We start from the raw sequence: 22,550 nt of genomic DNA, 5'->3' as shown, positions 1-22,550 counted from the left end.
AGGTTAGATACTTAAGCAGCATAAAAAGTTTCAAATTAATTTAATAAGTTTGTAATTTATTAAATATTTATGTTAATTTTAACACACAATAATTGACTTCAAAAAATAATGAATGGTATGATGAAAGTTCATACCATTCATTAATATACTTTTGCTCTTTATTTATTTTACTCTTCTATTGTTGAAGCTCTGGCTCACTTCCTACAATTTTGTATATACGTTCTTCAATAATGGTTCCATCCGCTTTTGATTTTTTAAAAGTAATTAGGTCATATCCATCACTACTTTTACTTTGAGATGTTTCGTAAACTATTCTTATGCCATTTTCTATTCTTTCTCTTGAGCCTATCCAATAAGGACAATCATTTAAAAGGGAATCATATTTTGTCAGCTCTGAAAACAATTTATTTGATGCCGAAACATTAATATCTGGAAGTTTTCTTTCTACATAGTTTGGATTTACTTGGGCAGTTCTGCCAATTTTTCTTAAGTATTCTTCAGCTTGAGATTTCTGTGATTCGACAAGCTTAGAATAAACTAAGTCGTTTCCAGATAAGACTCTATTCCATAACCTTTCAGGAAACATTTTTTTTGTAGAATCTAAACAATCATCTCCATCTATAGGTTCTTTGTATTCAAGCAATGAGTATTCGTTATTTGCATTTTTAGAGAACGTTATAACTGTAGGGATTGCTCCACTTCCACTAACTATTGTAAATATGCCATTCTCAAAGCCAAAGTAACCAAAGCTAGAAATTGTATAGGCCTTAACTAAGTCATCTTTTTCTTCAACTTCAAGGATAATATGACCTTCTGTAGCTACTTCTCCCATATAATAATATTTTTGATTTCTACTTTTTATGGCTTCACCCACTGCTTGTTCGATGCTTTGATCAAAAATATTATTGGAGTCAGAGTTATTGTTAACAAGTTCTGATGGGCTTGCATCATTGTTGTCGAAATGATGTAGTTTTTCATTTATTAGTTTTAAAACCATTATTAACGAAGTTCCTTTTGTATAACACAGATTTGTAGTATTTGGTGTATATTCTGCTTTTGCACTTGGAGCTATTGTTAAAATACCTGTTACTATTAATCCAGCTGTAATTATTCTTTTAAGATTTTGCTTTTTCATTTTTGCTCATCTCATTTCTATCATTTATTTTTAGTAAATTTCCAATGAGTATTAATTAAACACTATGTAAAATAATTATAATATATTATACCATATTATTCCACGAAGAATAGTATAGGTTCAAGTATATAATTCACAACCAATAAAGCAAAAAATAAAAAACTTTATACATGTAACTTGTTATATTATAGATTTGAATACAAAGAAAGTAAAAAAAGTAATAATTATAAGCAGTTCAACAGTTAATATTAGGCGCTCTAGTAATGATTGTTCTTACAATAATTTTTTTATTAATATTTATAAGGCAGTGGTTAAATATTATCCTACCCAATATTCACCAGCAGATGTAAATTTTCTTTTTATGTCACCTATGAGTAGTAGAACTATATATGCGTTTTCTATAGCAAAGCAAGTGATTATTACATTTTTAATTATATTTTCTAAAACTACCTCAATGAAGTTAGGAATATCAATATACTTAATATTGGCAGGCACTACACTAGTGATTGCAGAAGTACTGGAAAAAGCAATAAAAATAAAAAAGGAAAATGATTTAACAAACTAAAAAGGAGAAAGTTTTACCTTCTCCTTTTTTTAACTAAACTTTAAATTTATCTAGTGACCTTTGTAAACTATTTGACATCTCTGCAAGCTGATTAATGGAAGATGCTACCTCTTCAACAGAAGCAGTCTGTTCCTCAGTTGAAGAAGCAACTTCTTCTGTACTAGAAGCATTTTGCTCAATTAGGTTTACTATGTCCTTTAGTGATTTTTCTACAGATATTGCATTTTCATTGATTCCTTCTGTTTCATCGGCAACTTCGGTTATCTTATTTGCCATCTCAGAAATAGAGGTTTGAATAAGATTAAAGGAATCATCTGTTAATTTAAGAGAAGTTTCCTGTTCATCTATTGAAATTCTTGTATTTGTCACTTCAGTAACAGCTTTTTTAATATTATTTTGTACATCCAATATAAGTCTGCTTATTTTTTGTGTAGATTGTTTTGAGAGTTCTGCTAAATTTTTAACCTCATTAGCTACTACAGTAAAACCCCTACCAGCCTCACCAGCTTTAGCTGCCTCTATTGAAGCATTTAAGGATAATAAGTTTATCTGATCTGTAATATCATTAATAAATTCTACAACATTTCCAATTTCATTGGATTTTATAGATAAGTCAGAAATTACATCTGTTACATTTTTTGATGCTTTCTTGGTATTGATCATTCTGCTACTTTGGTGTTTAAGGCTTGAGGTCCCGCTAACTACAGTTTCCATTGCCTTGTTTGCAAGTTCATTAATATGCATTGTATTTGCAGTTATGAGATTCAAGCCGGCTACAACACCAATAACTCCTTTATTGCTTTGCTGGGCCAATTCAGCTTGTTTAAATGCGCTTTCCGCTAGGTTAGATATAGTTACTGATACTTCTTCAATAGATTTACTAACTTCATCAGAGGCTCTCGTTATTTCCTTAGAGGAAGATGCTACAGTTACACTTGTATCTTTGGCTTCATAGATTAAAGTCCTAATTTTGTCAATAAATCTATTGAATCTTTCAGTAAGTTCGTCTAATTCATCTTTTTTATGTATCTCACCTTTAATGGTAAGATCTCCATTTTCCGCCTCTTCCATTAATGTCTTAAACTGTTCTATAAATTTTGTAATATCTTTATATGTAGAGATAATCAATATAGTAAAGAAAATAACTAGAATAATACCAAGAGCTGAAACACAAATTAAATTTCTGTTGAAATTCTTGGCTTCAATGTCAGATTGTTTCATCATATTTTGAACTTCTGAATTTGCCATATCTTCTATCTGTTTTACCAATGCATTCATATCTTCTGTAGGTTGTCTATCAATGCCCGTTACCATTGCGTCTACTGCATGATAGCTATTTATATTTTTCTGATCGTAACTTTGAATAGCTTTGCCATATTTATCATATAGATTTTTGTGGGTGTTTAATACTGCATCAACTGAATGAGTATCTATATCGTATTTTGCCATGTCATCTTTAAGCTTTAATAAATCTGAATTCACGTTATTGTTATCTTGTGTGAATTGAGAATAATATTTACTGAAAGAATTAGTATCATTGCCTCTTAATAATGTATCCTTCCAATCTTGTACTTGTATTTTGAAGTCTACCTGAGATTTCCTAGCCTCATCAACTATGTTTATATATTCAGAAGTTTTTTGAAGTCTACTTTTGTTTTGTTCACTAGAATTTCTAAATGTAACCCATGAAAAACAACTAATACCTAATATAAATACTACGACAAATCCTATTAGCATATATAACCTTATGCCGATTCCCTTGCTGTTGTTCATTTTTACCTATCCTTTCTGAAAAGCGTTCACGCTTTAGCCATGTAATTAATAACATATAGTACTACTATACAAATAATATTATTATATATCTTAGTGTATTTTTCAATATGTAATGGCTTACATAAATCTAAATCATATCATTGAATTATAAAGAAATTATTAATTTTATTAAATAATAAGAAAAGATCTATATAATATTGTTACATATATGAAAAATGTGGAAAATATACGAGTAATAGGTTATAATTTCATTACAAGAAAAAATGCAATAAGGGGGGATGCATAAGATGAAAATATTATTTAAAAAAACAACTAATATTATTGTGGCATTTTTTATGCTGGTTTCTTCCAGCAATTGCGCATTAGTTGGACAAACTGTTTATGCTGCAGGTGCAGATGTTACAGTAGATAATCAGATAGGGAAAAGTTATTATGGCTTTCAGCTTACTTCAATTCAAGAAGTACCGAAAATTAATTCTACTGTTATGCTTTTTACCCATGAAAAAACAGGTGCAAAGCTTATGTATGTTAAGAATGAAGATACTCAAAGAGTTTTTGATATTACTTTTCGAACACCTGTTTCAGATAACACAGGAGTAAATCATATTATTGAACATTCAGTTCTTGATGGATCTAAGAACTATCCAGTAAAATCACCTTTTAAAGAAATGCTTAAGGGTTCTTTAGGTTCATTTATAAACGCAATGACTAGCACTGACTATACTACATTTCCTGTAGCAAGTACAAACGAACAGGATCTTGAAAACCTTATGGGAGTATATTTAGATGCAGTATTTTATCCGAATTTGACCACTGATCCTAATATATTTAAGCAGGAAGGTTGGAGGTATGAACTATCATCAAAGGATTCGCCTCTTTCAATTAATGGTGTCGTTTATAACGAAATGAAAGGAAATTATTCTAATCCGCAATGGCTTTTACATAGTGCAGTAAATCAGTCACTTTTCCCTGATACTTCTAATAAGTGGGATTCTGGTGGAAATCCAGAGGATATTCCTACTCTTACTAGGGAGCAATTGGTTTCAACCTACAAGAAAAATTATACACCTTCAAACAGTTATATATATTTATATGGTAAATTAGATATAGCAAAATATCTTCAGTTTATTAACAACAATTATTTAAGCAAATTTGATAAGGTTGCTGTAAATACTTCTATTAAGGCTCAAAAACCTTTATCTGATATACCTGAAAAAGTAGCTTCTTATCCTGTAGCTCAAGATAGTGATACAAAGAAGAAAACATACTTATCATTAAATTTTGTTACAAGTAATATAGAAGATAAGGAAACAAATATAGCATTAAGTTTTCTAAGCTATTTACTTACAGGAACAGAAAGCGCTCCACTAAAAAAAGCGCTTACAGACAGTGGAATTGCAGAAGATATAAGTTCTTCCTTTAGCATGGAAGGCATTCAGCCAATATTTTCAATTAATGCTGTAAATTCTGATGAGGCTTCAAAGGAAGTATTTCAAAAAACCATCTTAAATACGTTAGAGAATATTTCTAAGAATGGATTCGATAAAGATTTTCTTAAATCTGCTTTAGCATCTTATGATATAAGTAAGCGTTCTGAAAAACTTGTAACACCTATGCTTGGAGGAAATGGTTTGATTTTATCACAAACTGCGTTAGCTACATGGATATATGATAAAGATCCTACCATGTATTTTGATACTGATGATGTAATGAAAAAAATTGCAGATGGAGATGAAAATAAATACTTTCAAGATTTAATTAATAAATATTTACTTTCGAATAAACATCATTCATTAGTTATACTTAAGCCTGAAGCAGGACTTGAAAGTAGAAATGCTGAAAATACAGCTAAGAAGCTTGCGGCTTATAAAAGTCAAGCAGGAGAAAATGGACAGGCTTTACTTTTAAAGGATACTGAAGATTTTAATACATGGCAGAAAAGCGAAGATTCTAAAGAAGCAATTGAAGTTTTGCCAAAACTTTCACTTAAAGATATTAAACCTGAGTTGCCAGATTTAAAATATAAAGTAGAAGACCAGGCAGGTATAAAGGTACTTACGCATAATACAGATTTAAATGGACTTTCCAGTATAAATTTTTACTTTGATACATCAAAAGTGCCTCAAGATAAATTACACTATTTAAGCTTACTTGGAGCCTTACTTGGAAACGTAGACACATCAGAACATAGTTATCAGCAGCTTTCAAATGAAATGTTACAATATATGGGCAGCACTGTTAGTTTTGCTCCTTCAGCAGTATCAAATAGCAAGAATCTTGATGACTATAAACCTAAAATTACAGCATCTTTATTAGTACCAGAAGAAAATATACCAAAGTCCTTAGATATAGTTAAAGAAATCATAAACAACAGTCAGTTTAATGATAAACAGAAAATAAAGCAAATTATTGAGCAAAATAAATCGGCTCTTCAAATGGTATTGACTTCAGGAGCAGGCACTAGCGCAATTATGGAAATGAATGCATATATGAATGAAAGTGGAAGATATAGTGCCGAACTTACGGGGCTTTCCTACTATAAGTTTTTGCAGGATATAGACAATAACTTTGATGCAAAGTGGGATGAGATTTCTAAAAATCTTAAGGATACTTGCAAGCTTGCATTTAATAGAAATGAACTTATAGTGAGCTGTAGTGGAAGTGAAAAAGGATCAGAAATATTAAAAAATGAGTTAAGTCGTATAAGTTCTGAAATTAATTCACAAGTACTACCAAAACAAAAATATACTTTTTCTATGCCTAATAAGAATATAGCCTTTTCTTCATCAGCAAAGGTACAGACAATAATACAAGCGGGAGATTTAAAAAAGGCTGGATATACTTACAGTGGAAAGATGATGGTACTACAAAATGTATTAGATATGGGATACCTATGGAATAAGGTAAGGACATCTGGCGGTGCATATGGAGTTCAATCTGTATTTTCATCTGATGGTAGAGTTATACTTGCATCAATGAGAGACCCAAATCTCAAGGAAACTTTAGAAGCTTTTAAAGGTACTGTGGATTATCTTAAAAACTTTAAAGCAACAGATTCTGAGATGGCAAACTACATTATAGGCTCTATTAGGGAGTTTGTAAATTTGAAAACTAATGGACCGCTAATGGAAGGATCTCTTTGTGATTCAATGTATCTTACAAATTCTTCTGTAAATGATCTCTTAAATTATGAAAAGGATGCACTTTCAACTACACCAGAAGATATAAGAAACTATGGAAATATGCTTGACAAAATTTTGAAACAAAATATATATTTTGTAGAGGGATCAAAAGACAAGATTGAGCAAGATAAACAGTTATTTAATCAAATTATAGATAATGAAAAGTAGAAAAATTATAATTTTATATATTAAATAAAAGGGGGAGATCATTTCCTCCTTTTTGTATTTTTACATAAAAATATAAAACATTTGAATTGTAATTTATGCTTTAATTTTCCTGTTATTAAAGCATATAATGTAAATATTCACAATATAATAGAAAGAATATTTAAGAGGGCTGTTATAAATATGATAAGATTAGTATTAGATTTGATTTCTAGATTCAACGATGATGATGTTCCTGCGTTGGGATCTCAGCTTGCGTATAATTTAATTTTGTCTTTTTTTCCTTTTATAATTTTTCTTATGACTCTTATAGGACACACTTCTCTAAATGGGAATGAAATATTAGCGGCTTTAAGCAGAATTATGCCAGCAAGTGCCTTTGATCTTATAAGTAATACTGTATCCGAGGTTATTACTACTAAGCACAGTCAACTTATGTCTTTTAGTTTAATATTTACTGTATGGTCTGCTTCTGCTGGTTTTAATGCAGTTATAAAAGGGCTTAACAAAGCTTATGGAGTTCCTGAATCAAGAACTTTTATTAAAGTAAGGACTATTTCTATTCTTTGTACTTTAGGAATGGCTTTTATAGTACTTATTATGATGTTTTTATTAATATTGGGAGGTATTATATGGAACTATGCAGCTTATAAATTGGGATTTTCTCATGAGTTGCTTACTTTATGGACAGTCATTAGGTATATTATATTTATATCTACGGCTATATTTATTTTTACAGCTCTTTATCGTTATGCACCATGTAAAAAACTTACATGGCTGGAGGTTCTCCCAGGAGCTCTATTCTCAACTCTTAACCTAATACTAGTCTCCGTAGCTTTTGCATATTATGTAAACAATTTTGCTAATTATTCAATAGTATATGGAAGCATAGGAGCTATAATCATTTTGCTTACCTGGCTTTTTCTTGTGTCCATTATTGTTATACTAGGTGGCGAATTAAATGCTTCATTGTGGCATAAGGTTAATATCACAAAAATAAAATGTTCAAAAGCTTTTAAAAGTTCAGAGTGACATTATGAAGCTCTGAACTTTTTTGTGGTTAAATAAAGATAAAAGTAAATAGGTACAAACATTATAAGATTACATACTATAGTATTAGATAAATATACAATTTTAATATAAAATACTCTCTAAATAGGAGTGAGAAACTTAATGATAAAAAGTATTAAAGCAAAGCTATTAGTCTTTGTACTGATGTTATCGCTAATACCTTTACTAATAACAAATGTTTATCAACTTTCAAATTACAGTAGAGATCAAAACAAGGAAATATCAGTGCATATACAGGATATTGCAGAAGATACAGCAGCAACAATAAATTTGTGGGTTCAAGAGAAAATCGATTTATTAAATGCGGCATATAAAGGCAATCCTGAAGTACAGAGTGCTGATAGAAACTCTGCACAACTAATGCTTAAAAAGATTAAAGTAGAATATCCAGGAATTGAGACTGTTGTGCTTTCGAATAGTACTGGTAGTTCTATAAATGATGATGGACAAAACATTAATATTTCTGATAGAGAATATTTCATAAAAGCAAAGAAGGAAAATTCCGTAGTGGTTAGTGATATTGTTACAAGTAAAGCTACAGGAAATAAGACAGTAGCTTTTGTGAAACCTTTAATAAGTAGTAATGGAGAATTTAAAGGTGTATTTTTGATTGCAATTAATGCTGATAGAATAATAAAAGCTGTAGATGAAATAAAAGTAGGGGAGACAGGATACGGATACTTGTTAAATAAAGACACAACCGTATTTCTGACACATCCTACAAAAGATAATATAGGGAAAAGATTTGAGGAAGTTAACCCAGATAATTCTGAGTTATTTATGGATACTGTATTCAAAAATTCAAATGGAAGCATAAAATATGTAGCATCTGATAAAACACAGAGATTAGGATACTATAATTTGATAAAAGCTGCGAACTGGGAGTTGGTTGTAACCGGAAAAACTTCTGAAATCATGAGCAGAGTTAATACAAATACTAAAGTAGTAACTATATTGATTATTATAACAATTATTGTTGTTGCTTCATTAGGTATATTTATAGGTACGGCATTTGTAAAACCAATAAAGAAAGTAACAGAACTTTTAGTTAAAACGGAGCAGTTAGATTTAACAGATGGTAATGCTTATGAAAAATTATATAAGAAACAGGATGAGACAGGTATTATGGCTAGGGCTTTAGATAATACAAGGAAGACTATGAGAGAGCTCATAGTCAAAATACAGCAAACCTCTCTTGTAATAGAAGATAACACTAAAAAGTTGTCTCTTTCGCTGGAAGAAACAACTGGTTCAATTGAGAATGTGGCTAAAGCAGTTGAGGATATGGCACAGGGGTCTGTTAATCTAGCCGAAAACACACAAATGAGCGCAGAAAAATTAGACATGCTTTCTAAGAAAATTGAGAGCATAAATAATACTTCTTCGGAGATGAAAGATTTTATAGATGAGAGTAAAAGGGTTAAAGATAGTGGATTAGAGATAGTTGAAAAGCTTCAAGACGTAGTTGCTACAAATAGATTGATTTCAAATAGGATTGGAGAGAAAGTATTTCTTCTTAATGGAGAATCAGAGAAAATCAGTGTAATTACTGAAACAATAAGGAATATAACATCTCAAATTAATTTACTTTCAATTAATGCTGCTATAGAATCAGCAAGGGCAGGAGAAGCAGGTAAAGGATTTGCAGTAGTTACAAATGAAATCAAAAAACTTGCAGAGAACACTTCAGTAGCAACTGTAAAAATTGAGAATATTATATCAGAGTTTAGGAGTATAATAGAAGATACTAAAAAGGAAATGGTGTCTGCAGAAGAGGTCATAGAAAATACTAGCAAAATGAGTGCTGTTACAGAAGATGCTTTCAATAGCATAGGCAAATCCGTAATCAATATAATTGAAAAAATCGATTGTTTGATTAAAGATATTGCGGTAATGAGTAACGATAGAGGAGAAGTTATAAAAGCTATAGAGGATATATCAGCGGTTTCAGAACAATCTGCGGCTACAACACAGGAAGTTTCGGCTTCTGTCGAAGATCAAACTGTTAGTATAGAGCAAATATCAAGTTCAGCAAAGGCTTTGTATAAGATTGCAACAGAAATGGAAGAGCTAATTGGAAAATTTAAAGTTTAAAGAATGAAGATATTTCAGTAGAAAGTAGGCTTATTCATACACATAAGTCTACTTTCTAGTAAGTTATGTTGCAAATTGAATTTTTATTTACAAGTTATTAAAAAAATAAATAATTATTTAATATATATGACATAAGAATGTAACAATCGTAATTTATAATAATAATTGTTCTAAGTCAATAACTACTTAGAGATAATAGAACTATCATAGATCCCCTTTATAGAATATACAAAATAAGCACTGGTATAAGGCCGGTGCTTATTTTATTATTAAATCCTGTAACATTAATTTTGAAAATGTGATATAATCGTATGCGGAACAGGTTTGTATCTAGATGGGAGTTTTTACTTATGAGTAATGAGAGATTAAAAGAAATTGATATTTTAAGGGCAACTGCATTTATATTTGTTGTGGCTCAACATACAGTAGGAGGCCTTTCTAATAATAAAAATATTAGCGTTCTTGATTATAGCATATTAAAATTTATATATGTTATTGCACAAACGGCAGTACCAATTTTTCTTTTTATAAGTGGATTGTCTCTTCTATATGTGTATTCAGAGAAGTTTGATTGGAAAAAATACTATATTAAGAGAATTAAGTATGTATTGATACCTTATATAGTGTGGTCAGCCATTAATATATATAAATTAAAGGATATGCAAAAGTTTCAAAGTTTTTTAATGCAATTAGTATCAGGCAACGCAGCATTTCATTTGTGGTATATGGGAATGATCTTAAGATTGTATTTAATTTTTCCTATAATACTTTTAATTGCAAAAAAGGTACATGCCTCAAATATTAAAATTAGAATAATTATTTTTATAGGATTAACAATACTATATTACTATGTATCAAAATACACTAATGTTATTGAAAATAGTGTTACATCCTTTTTATTTAAAAGTCCAGACGAATTACAGCGAAAAGCTGTAAGCATATCTCCAGTGTTTTGGTATCTATATTTTGTACTTGGTATGTATTTGGCACTAAATTACGAATATATTAAGGATAAAGTTTTAAAAAATAAAAATATAATATTTGCTGTATATTTACCTCTACTTGTTTATGCGTATTTACATGAAGTAAAATATAACAATATCCAATTCATAAGACCTTTGTGGATACTATATGTTGTTGCTTCAATTTTAGTATTCTACATAATATCAGATATATTTGCAAACAAGCTTAAGATATACATTTTTATGAGATATATTAGTGATTATTCTTTTGCAGCCTATATGGCGCATGTTTTAGTTATAATATATATAATTAATCATGCAACTTGGTATTATCATATAAAGAATCCACTAGCTTTAGGTCTTTTATCTTGGATTATTACATCTTTGGCAACACCAATTTTGATAAGTATATTGGCATTTGTTCCATATTCACAGTTTATAACAGGTGCCAAAAATATAAAAATGAGATTAGGCTCAAAAAATTTGTATAGAAGATTTATAACGTGGATTTGAATGTATAAAATTAATCCCTATAAGGTAGAAACTATTAAAAGTCCTATCTTATAGGGTTTTTTATAATATATTTTTGTTTTATTATGCAAATAAATATATTATTTACATAGAACATTAGTTCTTTTATAATATATATAAGAATTAACAAAAATATAAGATTTGTTTTTTTATAAGAGTTAATTTTCTTGAAAAAATAAGCCGAATAATTTTATATCAAAAGGAGATACAAGTATGAAAAAAAGAATTATAGGATTAATATCAATTATAATTATTTTTATTTTTGTTATTACTGGGTGCAGCAAACCGAATTCTAATGGTACAAGCAGTAACAAAAATCAATCTTCAAGCACAAACACTAAGTCTGAATCAAATGGTAAACTGAAGGTTCATTATATTGATGTTGGACAAGGCGATGGCATCCTAATAGAACAAGGGACTCATAACATGTTAATAGATGCAGGAACTAATGAAGATGAAAAATTAATGGTTGATTATTTGAACAAGGAAGGTATAAAACATTTAGATTATGTAGTAGGAACTCATCCACACGAGGACCATATTGGTGGTCTTGATGCAATAATTAAGAATTTTGACATTGGAACTATATATATGCCTAAAGTAACATCAAATACTAAAACCTTTGAAGATGTGCTTAAAGCATTAAAATCAAAGAATTTAAAAATTACTACACCCACAGCTGGCTCAGCATTTAAATTAGGTGATGCTAGCTGTGAAATACTGGCTCCTAATAGCTCTAAATATCAGGATATAAATAATTATTCAATAGTTATCAAATTAACCTATGAAAGCAATAAATTTTTATTTACAGGAGATGCAGAAAGCTTATCTGAAAAAGAGATATTATCGAAAGGCTTTGATATATCAGCAGATGTTTTAAAATTAGGGCATCATGGAAGTTCATCTTCAACAAGTACTGAATTTTTAAATAAGGTTAATCCTAAATATGCGATAGTGTCTTGTGGTAAGGATAACGATTATGGACATCCACATAGTGAAATTATGAAAAAGCTAGAGAAAAAACAAATTAAGCTTTATAGAACAGATGAGAATGGAACTATAATATGTACTAGCGATGGAAAAAACCTTAACTTTAATGTTAAAACAGGAGATTATAAATCAGGAAAGTCAAGCAAAACTAATGATACAGGTAACTAAAAGAATTCTTTTGGAATAAGAGCAATTACTTAGAATATGATAAACAAGGTCTTTGATAGATATAGAGAACCACGGCCGACACTTAACTTATACTTTGGCACATGTTAAGTGTCGGCCGTGGATATTTATATAAATGTCTTAAAAATTAAAGCATTCTATGACTACATCCATAATTCCACCACATACCATACCTTCATTTTCGGCAACGTCACCTGTCATATCTATTCTTTCAATTTGATATGTAATATTATTTCTCAGCATATAACGAGCAGTATTTATTACTGCACCTTCGCTGCAGCCGCCTCCAATACTTCCTACGAGTTCACCATTAGAGGTTATAAGTAATTTAGCTCCTTCTTTTCTTGGGACAGAGCCCTTTGTAGAAACAATTGTGATTACTGCCTTTGAGAGATTGTCTTCCTCACTAAGTTTTGTTAACACATCTCTATCAAATTCAGGCCAATTAGTTTTTGATTTTTTTATAGTTCCAGTAGTTCGATCAAAAAGTCTTCTATATTGAATGACTTGAGCTATAATAGAAAATGCTATTTCCTCAGGGGTAACTGCACCTATTTCAAGTCCTATAGGAGCATTAACTCTATTTAGCTTTTCTTGAGAATAACCTTCGCTTAGCAATTGTTCCATAACACCTTTGACACGACGCTTTGAACCAATCATTCCAATATAAGCCGTATCGTATTTTAGTATTTTTCTAAGACAATCCATATCATGTCTGTGGCCTCTAGTAACAGTAACAACAAAGGAAGATTCATTCAAGTTAATGAGATCGAAACACTTTTCGAAGCTTTCACAAATTACATTTTCGGCCTCTGGAAACCTTGGTTTATTAGCAAAGGAAGGTCTATCATCAATAACAGTAACTGAAAATCCTGCTTTAGCACCAAATTCAACTAAAGGTTTAGCTATATGTCCACCGCCTAGAACTATTAAATTAGGCTCAGGAAAATAGGGTTCAATTAAATATGTTTTCTCTTCAGAAACTTTAACAAACTGAAGATTTCCAGTCTCTAACGCATACTTTGCTTTTTCATAAATTGTTTCATAAAAACTGGATGCTTTGTCATATTTAATTAAGTCTTCTTGGGTAAGAAGAATTTTGTTTTGAAAAGAATTTGAATTACAAGGATTGTTATCTAAAACTGTAGCTATAACCACTCTCTTTCCTAAATCAAGTTTTTCAAACAAGTTTTTGTAGAGATTTTTTTCCATATAGTTATTCCTCCATTATAGTTTGATGGTTAGATTATACCATAGAGAAAAGCTGCTTATAACGCAATTTAAAGTATTAATTATAAATAATTTATTAACTTACTAAGTATGGTAAAATAACCATATATAATACAACCATAGGGGGATTCAAAATGAAGGAAAGATTATTAATAGTAGAAGATGATGAAGCAATTGCAAATATACTAAAAGAGCATGTAGAAAAAGAAGGCTATGAGGTTACTTGGGCGTCCACAGGAAAAGAAGGTTTAGAAGACTTCAAAAAAGAAAATTTTCAGCTTGCAATGATAGATATAATGCTTCCTGAGATGGAAGGATTTTCTTTATGCAAAAATATAAGATGGATAAGTGAAATACCAATTTTAATTATAAGTGCAAAGCAAGCGGATTTAGATAAGGTGAAGGGGCTTAAATTAGGCGCAGATGATTATATTACAAAGCCCTTTAGCCTTATTGAAATATCAGCTAGGGTAGAAGCGCATCTTAGAAGGTATAGGAAAAAAGAAGGCGCAAACGAAAATAGTAATAGTCTGGAATTTAAAAATGATCTTACTATACTTTTAGAAGAAAATGCAGTGGTACTTAAAGAAAAGAACAGTATTATAGGAAACCAGGATTATTGGATAGATAAAGAACATTGGTTTTTAATAAAATCTTCACTAGAAAGTGGAAATATTAAAAGTATTTCAGAATATACAAAGCTAGATTTTTCACCAAAATTAGAGGATAGTCTATTTATTCAGAAATTACCATCTGACGTCAAAATTGAGGATATGGATCAAGTCGGAAAAAACAATGAAAAAGTTATAGATTTAAAGGAAGGAGTTAAAATAGCAGGGAAGTCTATACTATGCTTGGAGGAAAGCTCAGATTATAAATTAAAAACGGTTACTTATTTAGACGCTAAAGCAATAAGTCATAAGGAGATAAATCAAAATTACGAAAAAAATGGAGTTCCAGCATTTACGTTGACTACGATACTAAATGATAATAAAGACAGTAAAGATGATGAGGATAAACTTCCAGGAGAAAAAGATATTACCGTAAGAGGAATAAAAGGAACGGTTATTGAGGATATTAAGTGCATTTCCTGGACTGAAAATAACTTGAGATATAGTGTTCTCATACAGGATCCCAATCTTAAGTTGGATGACTGGAAGAAAATAGTCGAAAGTTTAACATTAACTAATTAATATTAAATATGAATTGTTGATAAAGAATGCTATAGGTATGATAAGGACCTATAGCATTCCTCTTGTTAAAAATTCTTGTGATGAATGATAAAAAATATGGTGATATGTGCCAATGTTTTATGATAAAATATTTTTAGAAAAGTAAATCAATTAAGGAAAAGTATTCTATAAAGTATTTTTAGAAAAATTGTTGCTGTCAATTTATTGGAAAATTAGTAGTAGAGAGGTTTTGCTTAGAAATTTATAGAATTACTCAATGAATTTTAAGGAGTGGTAAAATGTTAAAAAAATCATGTTTATCTTTGGCATTGTTAATTGCAATGGGTGTTACTTTTGTATTACCGGATACAGCATCAGCGTTTAATTCACCAACTAACCAAGTAGTGAACTCAAAAAAACTATGGACAATTAAATTTACCAAAGAGTTTACTATGGATGACATTACTAAAGAAGGAATTAGCGTAAAGGACAGTGAAGACAAGCCTATAGAAGTGACTTTTGATATTGGACAAGATAAAAAAACTTTATTAATTAATCCTCCTTTAGGAGGCTATACTTCTGGTGAAAAGTATACTTTAAGTCTTTCACAGGATGTTCACAGCCTGAATGAAAAATTACCTAAGGCTATAGATATGTCATTTACTATAAATAGTGACACTCTTCCTAAGTATACAGTAGTAAATAGAGATGCTATTCCTGGAGATATAGTTGGTATTGCTGGAAATTTTCAAGGATACAGTTATTGTCATTATGGAATTTACATTGGAAATAACAAAGTAATTCATTATAGCAGTACAGATGGTACTATGAAAAGTGCTGAGATTTGCATGGGAGATATGGATGCTCGTTTTCCAAAAGGTCAATATTTTGTTTTAGATTTTGGCACTAATGCTAAGTTTTCAGCTGATGATACGATTAAGAGAGCTCAGTCTAGATTGGGAGAAAAAAGCTATGATCTGATTAATAACAATTGTGAGCATTTTGCAGTATGGTGTAAAACAGACAATGCTGAATCCTATCAAATTGATGCTTTGAACCAAACGGAGATACAATTGCTTAAGCAATTTACAGCTACAGGTATGATACCAGACTAACGCATTATAAGAATAAGAGGCTGTCGCACTAAAGAATTTACATACAATATATTGCTTTGCAAATTTAAAATTAGCAATATGTTGCGGTATTTATTCTTAATGAGACAGTCTCTTATTTTTTTAATATGTCAATTTTATATTTTTAATTACACTAGTCTTACAACGATTTTATGAAAAACATCAATTGTATCACCAAGACATTTTCCTGCATCTTTAATATGGTGGTAAACTTCTCTTCTTTTTAAAGCTTCCATAGTATCAGAATTATTGAATAGAATACACATGCCCTTTCTATAAAGTTTTTCTATGGAGTTTTCTTTTTCTCTCATGGGACGCACAAATTCTTCAGATTTTAAAGGATTTTCCTTAAGTATAGATAAGGCATGGGTAAGTTCAACTGTGCCTTTGCTTAGTTCTTCAACCATAGATAGAATAATATCATCACATTCTATAGTATAATCAAGCATAGATTCTATGGTTGATTTTGAATAATCAAATATCTTATCTATGGATTTGGATATTGTGTATATATCCTGTCTGTCAAAAGGAGTTATAAAAGATTGTATAAGTTTTTTTTCCATGTCTATACGAAGAGTATCTGCATCGTCAGCTAGTTTTAGTACATTGTAATATTTATCTTGATTATTAGTGTCAGATAGCCATTTTAATAATGCATTGATACCCTTATTAGTTAATTCCGCTTGCTTTATAAGAATTTCATAAAAATCATAATTAGGTGGAAAAAGTTTATCTATAAGCTTTTTATTGTGCATAATTTACCTCCTCATAAAAGTTAATCAATAATATTTATTTTAGGTATAATATTTAGCAGCTAAATAACAAGATTTATTAAAGTAAAAATTGCAGCAGATACTAAGGCAGACGAAGGAATTGTTATAAGCCAAGCTGCTAGTATTTCCTTTCCGATTCTCCAGTTTACTAATTTATATTCATCTCCTGAGCCAACCCCCATAACACTTCCGACTACAACATGTGTCGTTGATACAGGAGCACCAAGTATTGTTGCAAAAATAAGTGAGCTACCAGAAGAAAGCTGAGAGTTAAAACTGTGAATAGATCGTATAGTAAATATTTCTCTTCCAAGTGTCTTCATTATTGACCAACCACCAAACATCGTTCCAAGAAACATAGTTAAACCTGATATAATTCTTATCCATAATGGAGGAGTAGTATAAGAAATCTGACTGATACAGGTAATTGCTAGAGTAATAATACCAACAACTTTTTGAGCATCATTAGCTCCATGACTATATGCTAAAAGTGCAGACATTACCCATTGAAGTTTATTGATTGTCTTATTTATCTCATATTTAGCGTTTCTTAATATTATTTTTGAAACTATCTGCAATAAGTAGGCTATAGTAAAGCCAGCAAAAGGAGATATGATTAAGCCGGCAATAATTTTCATGATTCCAATTAAATGTGGAGTTTTAGCAAAAAGTTCATTCCATCCCCATAGAATATGATTTGCACCACTGGATATCCATACAGAACCTACTAATCCACCAACCAAGGCATGAGTTGAACTTGAGGGTAAACCAAAATGCCAGGTTATGAGATTCCAAGTTATAGCACCAAGCATTGATGCAATTAAAATCTTCAATATGAAAGGATTTGACGGAAGATTTACAATTTTTGATACTGTGTCTGCAACAGCACTACCTCCTATTATTGCTCCAAGAAATCCAAAAATGGATGCAAAGATAATTGCCTGTTTGGGAGTGGCAGCGCCACTGGTTATAAAAGTGGCTACAACTGAACTTGCATCATTTAGTCCATTTGTCAGTGTGAAAATTAAAGCAGTTAAGATAACTATAATCAGTAATACATATAAATTGATAGTAATCATGTTAAACACCACTTTCTATAGAATACAAATATTTGTTATTAGTATTATAACTGAAAAAGTTTGCATTTACTATGATTAAGTATCTATTCTAGAGTATAAGTTAAATGTCGTTCGTGGATGTCTATAATTTTAGACGTCAACTAAAGGTTTATAATATTCTATACCATTTTCAAATTTACATGTTACAGAAAGATTTACAGCATTAAAATTCCGTTCTGCCCTCTGCAAATCCGTTCTATCACTTTTATATTGTTTTACTTATTGAATTTGAGATAATGGAAAAGTAAACAGAAATGCTCTAAAAGTATAGCACCTTAGCTTATGAGAATGCCAATATATGAATGAATAGTTGCAAACTACTTAGAAAAAAATTGGACTATAAATTTAAATTAAGGTTAATAAAATATCATTAAAGAGAATAACTGCTACAATATGGAAAAGATGTGGGGATGAATATGTTTGATAAAACAATGGCGATATTTTACATCCTGTTATATATTGTGCCTTTTAGCGTGCTGCGATACTACCCATTTTTAGATAAGCTGAGACTTCCATTAAAGAATGTAGTTACCATTTATACAACACTTATTACTTTAGAGACAGGCTTCTTTGTTTACATCATTGGTAATAGGAGTATAAATAATATGGAGCTTCAGATTTATCGTATTAGCTGGGTTATTGTATTTGCAATTTATTCCTTTAGCGTAATCAATGAAAGATTTTTTAAGCAGTTTTTTTTCTATCTGATAGTGACGATTTATGGAAGCTTTGTCTCCGGTACAGCGCATTTTATTGAGGCACATTTTTTTCAGGCTTTTGCTGCAAAACATCCCTATACAGTTAGCACTGCAGCAATGCTTATACAGATTATTTTCACCTTTCCACTAATGCTTACTTTGATCAAAAAATACTTTAAAAGGTTTGCAGATTCGGTAGAGACAGATATTTGGAGATTTATTTGGTTGATTCCTTTTATGTTTTACGGCATTGGTTTCATTTTTACTGCTAATTTAAGTAGTGTAGGTAATTGGAGATATATTACTGTACGATATATGGCATGTGCTGGTGCATTTACTATTTGTTATGTTTTGATAAAAACATTAAAGCATTTAGGTGAGAATGCTGTTTTACAGGAAAAAGTCAATTTTATTAATCAACAGCTTCTACTGCAGAAGAGACAATATGAGGTGCTTACCTCCAATATTGAAGAAACTAGGAAAGTTCGTCATGATTTGCGTCATCATCTTTTGATAGTTAGAAACTATTTGGAAGAAGATAACAAGATAGAGCTTCTTAAATATCTAGAGGAACAGCGAAAGGTTTTGCCAGTAGATATAGAGGAAACAATTTGTGAGAATACTGCAGTTAACGTTTTAGCTTGTTATTATATTGGACTTGCTAAGGAAAAAGGTGTTCAAACTGACTTCAAAATTAGTATTGGTACAGATATAGGTATTTTAGATTCAGATCTTTCTATCATTTTTGGCAATTGCCTTGAAAATGCATTGGAAGCCTGTGAGAAAGTGAAATCAAGTGATGCACTTATTCGTGTTAGGGCAGGCATTAAAATGGGAGACCTTGTCATAGTTATTGGTAACAATTTTGATGGACAGATATTGTATGATAATAAAGAGTTTCGTTCAATAAAGCGCAATGGTGATAGAGGTATTGGCATTTCGTCTATTCAAGCATTATCAGAAAAATATGGAGGAAAAGCCAATTTTGAAGTAATAAAAGAAAATTTTTTTAAGGTTTCTATTGTTCTAATTATACCAAAATAGAAGAAAATTTTTTGTATTTGATTTAATGTATATGTAAATTTTGTTTATTATTTTCCTTCATGGATTGTTAATTTCATAGAGGATGATAACATAAACTCCTAAAAGTTAAAGTAATTGACATTTTAAAAATTTAATAGTTAACTAAAATGATTAGAAAAGGAGAGATTGCAATGAGTTATGATGATGAAGAATATGAAGGCGGAGATGACTACGTAGAAGAAGGTGGAGATGACTACGTAGAAGAAGGTGGAGAAGAAGAGTACGAAGAAGAAGGCGGAGAAGAGGAGTACGAAGAAGAAGGCGGAGAAGAGGAGTACGAAGAAGAAGGCGGAGAAGACGAGGAAGAGTACGAAGAGGAAGGCGACGAAGAAGGAGAAGACGAGGAAGAGTACGAAGAGGAAGGTGACGAAGAAGGAGAAGACGAGGAAGAGTACGAAGAGGAAGGTGATGAAGAAGGAGAAGACGAGGAAGAGTACGAAGAGGAAGGCGACGAAGAAGGAGAAGGCGAGGAAGAGTACGAAGAGGAAGGCGACGAAGAAGGAGAAGGCGAGGAAGAGTACGAAGAGGAAGGCGATGAAGAAGGAGAAGACGAAGAAGAGTATGAAGATGAAGATGATGAAGAATTTGGTTTAGAGTTGGATAATGATATATATGGAGATAGAAGTGAATATCCGGATGCAGAAGATGAAGACTTTGAAGAAGATGAGGGCGATTGGTCAGTAGAGGACTACGAAAGTTCAGCACAAGCTTTCTTTGGAGAAGGAGACTACTTTGGAGATACTGCAGAACAGCAGTATATGGATGAAGGATATGAGCTTTCAGAGGATAATGAGCAGTATTTAAGTGAATTAGAAAATGAAATAGAAGGAATATCAGATGTAGTTCAATTTTATAATTCAGATGATACTATTGTACCAAGAGGTTTTGTATCGATGGAGTCACTTTCAGTTATTAAAGATCGATTCCCAGATGCTGATTTAAGCAAATTGCATGTATCTGTTCCAGCAAAGAAAAGTAAAAAATCAGGAAGATCCCCAAAAATGTCAAAGAAGAGTTTGCCGCAATCTGTTTCGAATATAGATTCACAAGATAAAGTAGATTTGAGAAAATATTGTTCGCCAGTAGGTGACCAAGGACAAACAAGTAGATGTTCTGCATTTGCTTGGACTCATGCTGTAGAAATGGCCTTCAGAATGAAGGGACAAGAAGTACCGCCTCTTGCATGTAGTTATACAATGTTAGTATTTCAAAACCTTCAAGGTGATATTCAGGACTTTGAATATGCATATACTGGCGGAGAAGGAACAATGGGTGGACCTGAACCAGGTATTGAAATTATGAGTACAGGAAGCTGTAGGGAAGAATTATGGGACAATGATGCTGAAGAGCCAGCTGTCGACCCAGAAGATATGGAAGAGGATGCTGGTAATTATTGTGTTGAAGATGTAAAGATTCAAACTATTGAATTGGAAGATGTAAAAAAGGTACTTAGTGCAGGTGGATTTGTTCATGTTGGAATGAATACCGGAAAAGCCTTCAGTGAAATAGGTAGAGATGGAGTTATGAATGCAGCTGAAGCACCAAGTGGTCAACATGGAAGACATGCGATGTTGATTGTGGGATATATTGGAAATTATTATATAGTTAAAAATTCATGGGGAACAGAATGGGGAGATAACGGATATTGTTATATTCCAAAGAATGTTCTTGCTGAATCAGACCCGGATTTATCAGCGATACTATTCAAGGGGAAGAAGAAGAAAAAAGGCTTTAAGGGAGATAGTAGTAAGAGAAGAAGAAGATAAATAATATAAAAAACAATAATATAATTAAAAAATGGAGGGACAAGATGATGAATATTAATAAAATTTTAGACAAGGCCTATGAAGGAAAATCTTTTAAAGAATTAGTTGATGCACCAGTAAGTGCACTTGAAGGAATTAGTGCTGAAGGTGGAAAAGTTTTAGAAGAAAAATTTAAAATAAAGACAATTGGTGATCTTGCTAAATTCAAATATGCTAAGGCAGCAGAAGCAATTGTTCTTTTAGCAGCACAAGAAGAATAGTATTAATAGTTAAATAATTTGAAAGGTGATGTTTTATAATATGGGATTTAAAGAATGGTTAAATGATCAAAAGAAAAATTTAGGAGAATCAGTAGATTGGCTATCTGATAAAATAAAAGAACAAAAGAAAAATGCAGAAGAATCTATTATGAAGGTTACAAACAAAGAATTTATGCAGGCAATTGTTGCAGGATGCGCATTGATTGCAGCAGCTGATGGCAATTTGGAGCTCTCAGAAAAAGAGAAGATGGTAGAGTTTATGAAGGGAAGCACTATAATGCGTTTATATGATATGAGCGAAGTTGTAGGTGAATTTAACAAATATGCAGATGTTGTTATTGCTGACTACAATGCAGGAAAGAAAGAATGTATTGATGCAATTTTAAAGGTAAGATATTCTAAAGATGAAACTACACAGGTAGTTCGTTTTTGCAGCATAATTGCATCAGCAGATGGTTCAGTAAGTGAAAAAGAAGAAGCTATAATAAAAGAGCTTGCTGTAACTTTAGAGTTAGATCCTAAAGAATTTGGTTTTTAATCAGAGTTAAGCTTCTGGTTAAATATGCAAATGACAAGAAATTAAAAAAAGGAAATTCTTAAAAAGGGATTTCCTCTTTTTTTATTTTTATTTAATAATCCTTTCTGCCCTCTGCAAATCCTTTC

Annotated in this window: 17 protein-coding genes; 12 read left to right on the top strand and 5 right to left on the bottom strand. The window is 31.0% G+C overall.

Annotation, left to right across the window (positions count from 1 at the left end):
- Positions 1–175 precede the first annotated feature (175 nt).
- Positions 176–1,135: a cell wall-binding protein gene (locus I6U48_RS06140; protein ID WP_218319531.1), complete on the bottom strand. Its 960-nt coding sequence runs from the start codon at positions 1,133–1,135 to the stop codon at positions 176–178.
- A 193-nt stretch (positions 1,136–1,328) separates the two neighbouring features.
- On the opposite strand from I6U48_RS06140, the gene I6U48_RS30450 reads away from it, so the two are divergent.
- The gene (locus I6U48_RS30450; protein WP_218319530.1) at positions 1,329–1,700 is read left to right on the top strand and encodes a putative ABC exporter domain-containing protein; all 372 of its coding nucleotides are present in this window, start codon (positions 1,329–1,331) and stop codon (positions 1,698–1,700) included.
- A 33-nt stretch (positions 1,701–1,733) separates the two neighbouring features.
- On the opposite strand, the gene I6U48_RS06130 is transcribed toward I6U48_RS30450, so the two are convergent.
- A complete protein-coding gene (locus I6U48_RS06130; RefSeq protein ID WP_218319529.1) occupies positions 1,734–3,473 on the bottom strand; it encodes a methyl-accepting chemotaxis protein in 1,740 nt (579 codons plus the stop codon).
- Between the two features lie 287 nt (positions 3,474–3,760).
- Between I6U48_RS06130 and I6U48_RS06125 the strand changes: the two genes are divergently transcribed.
- The 5 genes from I6U48_RS06125 (at position 3,761) to I6U48_RS06105 (ending at position 12,636) form a co-directional block, all read left to right on the top strand.
- Positions 3,761–6,823 (top strand): insulinase family protein, encoded by a 3,063-nt coding sequence (locus tag I6U48_RS06125; RefSeq protein ID WP_218319528.1) that lies wholly within the window; start codon positions 3,761–3,763, stop codon positions 6,821–6,823.
- 180 nt (positions 6,824–7,003) lie between these two features.
- Entirely contained in the window at positions 7,004–7,852 is an 849-nt protein-coding gene (locus I6U48_RS06120; RefSeq protein ID WP_218319527.1) for a YihY/virulence factor BrkB family protein, read from the top strand.
- 141 nt (positions 7,853–7,993) lie between these two features.
- Complete coding sequence (locus I6U48_RS06115) at positions 7,994–9,985, top strand: methyl-accepting chemotaxis protein (protein ID WP_218319526.1); 1,992 nt, start codon at positions 7,994–7,996, stop codon at positions 9,983–9,985.
- Positions 9,986–10,335: 350 nt separating this feature from the next.
- Entirely contained in the window at positions 10,336–11,460 is a 1,125-nt protein-coding gene (locus I6U48_RS06110) for an acyltransferase (RefSeq protein WP_218319525.1), read from the top strand.
- 231 nt (positions 11,461–11,691) lie between these two features.
- Positions 11,692–12,636: a ComEC/Rec2 family competence protein gene (locus I6U48_RS06105; protein WP_218319524.1), complete on the top strand. Its 945-nt coding sequence runs from the start codon at positions 11,692–11,694 to the stop codon at positions 12,634–12,636.
- 138 nt (positions 12,637–12,774) lie between these two features.
- Here the strand turns inward: I6U48_RS06105 and I6U48_RS06100 are convergent, their stop codons facing one another.
- Complete coding sequence (locus tag I6U48_RS06100) at positions 12,775–13,866, bottom strand: XdhC family protein (RefSeq protein ID WP_218319523.1); 1,092 nt, start codon at positions 13,864–13,866, stop codon at positions 12,775–12,777.
- A 152-nt stretch (positions 13,867–14,018) separates the two neighbouring features.
- On the opposite strand from I6U48_RS06100, the gene I6U48_RS06095 reads away from it, so the two are divergent.
- Positions 14,019–15,077 carry a response regulator transcription factor gene (locus tag I6U48_RS06095; RefSeq protein ID WP_218319522.1) on the top strand — a complete coding sequence of 353 codons (1,059 nt, stop codon included), beginning with the start codon at positions 14,019–14,021 and terminating at the stop codon, positions 15,075–15,077.
- A gap of 278 nt (positions 15,078–15,355) precedes the next feature.
- Positions 15,356–16,171 carry a lecithin retinol acyltransferase family protein gene (locus I6U48_RS06090; protein WP_218319521.1) on the top strand — a complete coding sequence of 272 codons (816 nt, stop codon included), beginning with the start codon at positions 15,356–15,358 and terminating at the stop codon, positions 16,169–16,171.
- A gap of 146 nt (positions 16,172–16,317) precedes the next feature.
- Here I6U48_RS06090 and I6U48_RS06085 read toward each other — a convergent pair whose 3' ends face one another.
- Positions 16,318–16,944 carry a DUF47 domain-containing protein gene (locus I6U48_RS06085; protein WP_218319520.1) on the bottom strand — a complete coding sequence of 209 codons (627 nt, stop codon included), beginning with the start codon at positions 16,942–16,944 and terminating at the stop codon, positions 16,318–16,320.
- Positions 16,945–17,003: 59 nt separating this feature from the next.
- The gene (locus I6U48_RS06080) at positions 17,004–18,041 is read right to left on the bottom strand and encodes an inorganic phosphate transporter (protein ID WP_218319519.1); all 1,038 of its coding nucleotides are present in this window, start codon (positions 18,039–18,041) and stop codon (positions 17,004–17,006) included.
- A 455-nt stretch (positions 18,042–18,496) separates the two neighbouring features.
- Here I6U48_RS06080 and I6U48_RS06075 point away from each other — a divergent pair, with 455 nt between their 5' ends.
- The 4 genes from I6U48_RS06075 (at position 18,497) to I6U48_RS06060 (ending at position 22,425) form a co-directional block, all read left to right on the top strand.
- Positions 18,497–19,822: a sensor histidine kinase gene (locus tag I6U48_RS06075; RefSeq protein WP_246615223.1), complete on the top strand. Its 1,326-nt coding sequence runs from the start codon at positions 18,497–18,499 to the stop codon at positions 19,820–19,822.
- 170 nt (positions 19,823–19,992) lie between these two features.
- Positions 19,993–21,627: a C1 family peptidase gene (locus I6U48_RS06070; protein ID WP_218319517.1), complete on the top strand. Its 1,635-nt coding sequence runs from the start codon at positions 19,993–19,995 to the stop codon at positions 21,625–21,627.
- Positions 21,628–21,671: 44 nt separating this feature from the next.
- Entirely contained in the window at positions 21,672–21,887 is a 216-nt protein-coding gene (locus I6U48_RS06065) for a hypothetical protein (RefSeq protein WP_218319516.1), read from the top strand.
- Positions 21,888–21,927: 40 nt separating this feature from the next.
- The gene (locus I6U48_RS06060; protein WP_218319515.1) at positions 21,928–22,425 is read left to right on the top strand and encodes a tellurite resistance TerB family protein; all 498 of its coding nucleotides are present in this window, start codon (positions 21,928–21,930) and stop codon (positions 22,423–22,425) included.
- Positions 22,426–22,550: the final 125 nt, after the last annotated feature.

Origin of the sequence: Clostridium thailandense, assembly GCF_019207025.1 — a bacterium.
Taxonomy (GTDB): Bacteria; Bacillota; Clostridia; order Clostridiales; family Clostridiaceae; genus Clostridium_AM; species Clostridium_AM thailandense.
This window is presented reverse-complemented; position numbering and strand designations above follow the sequence as displayed.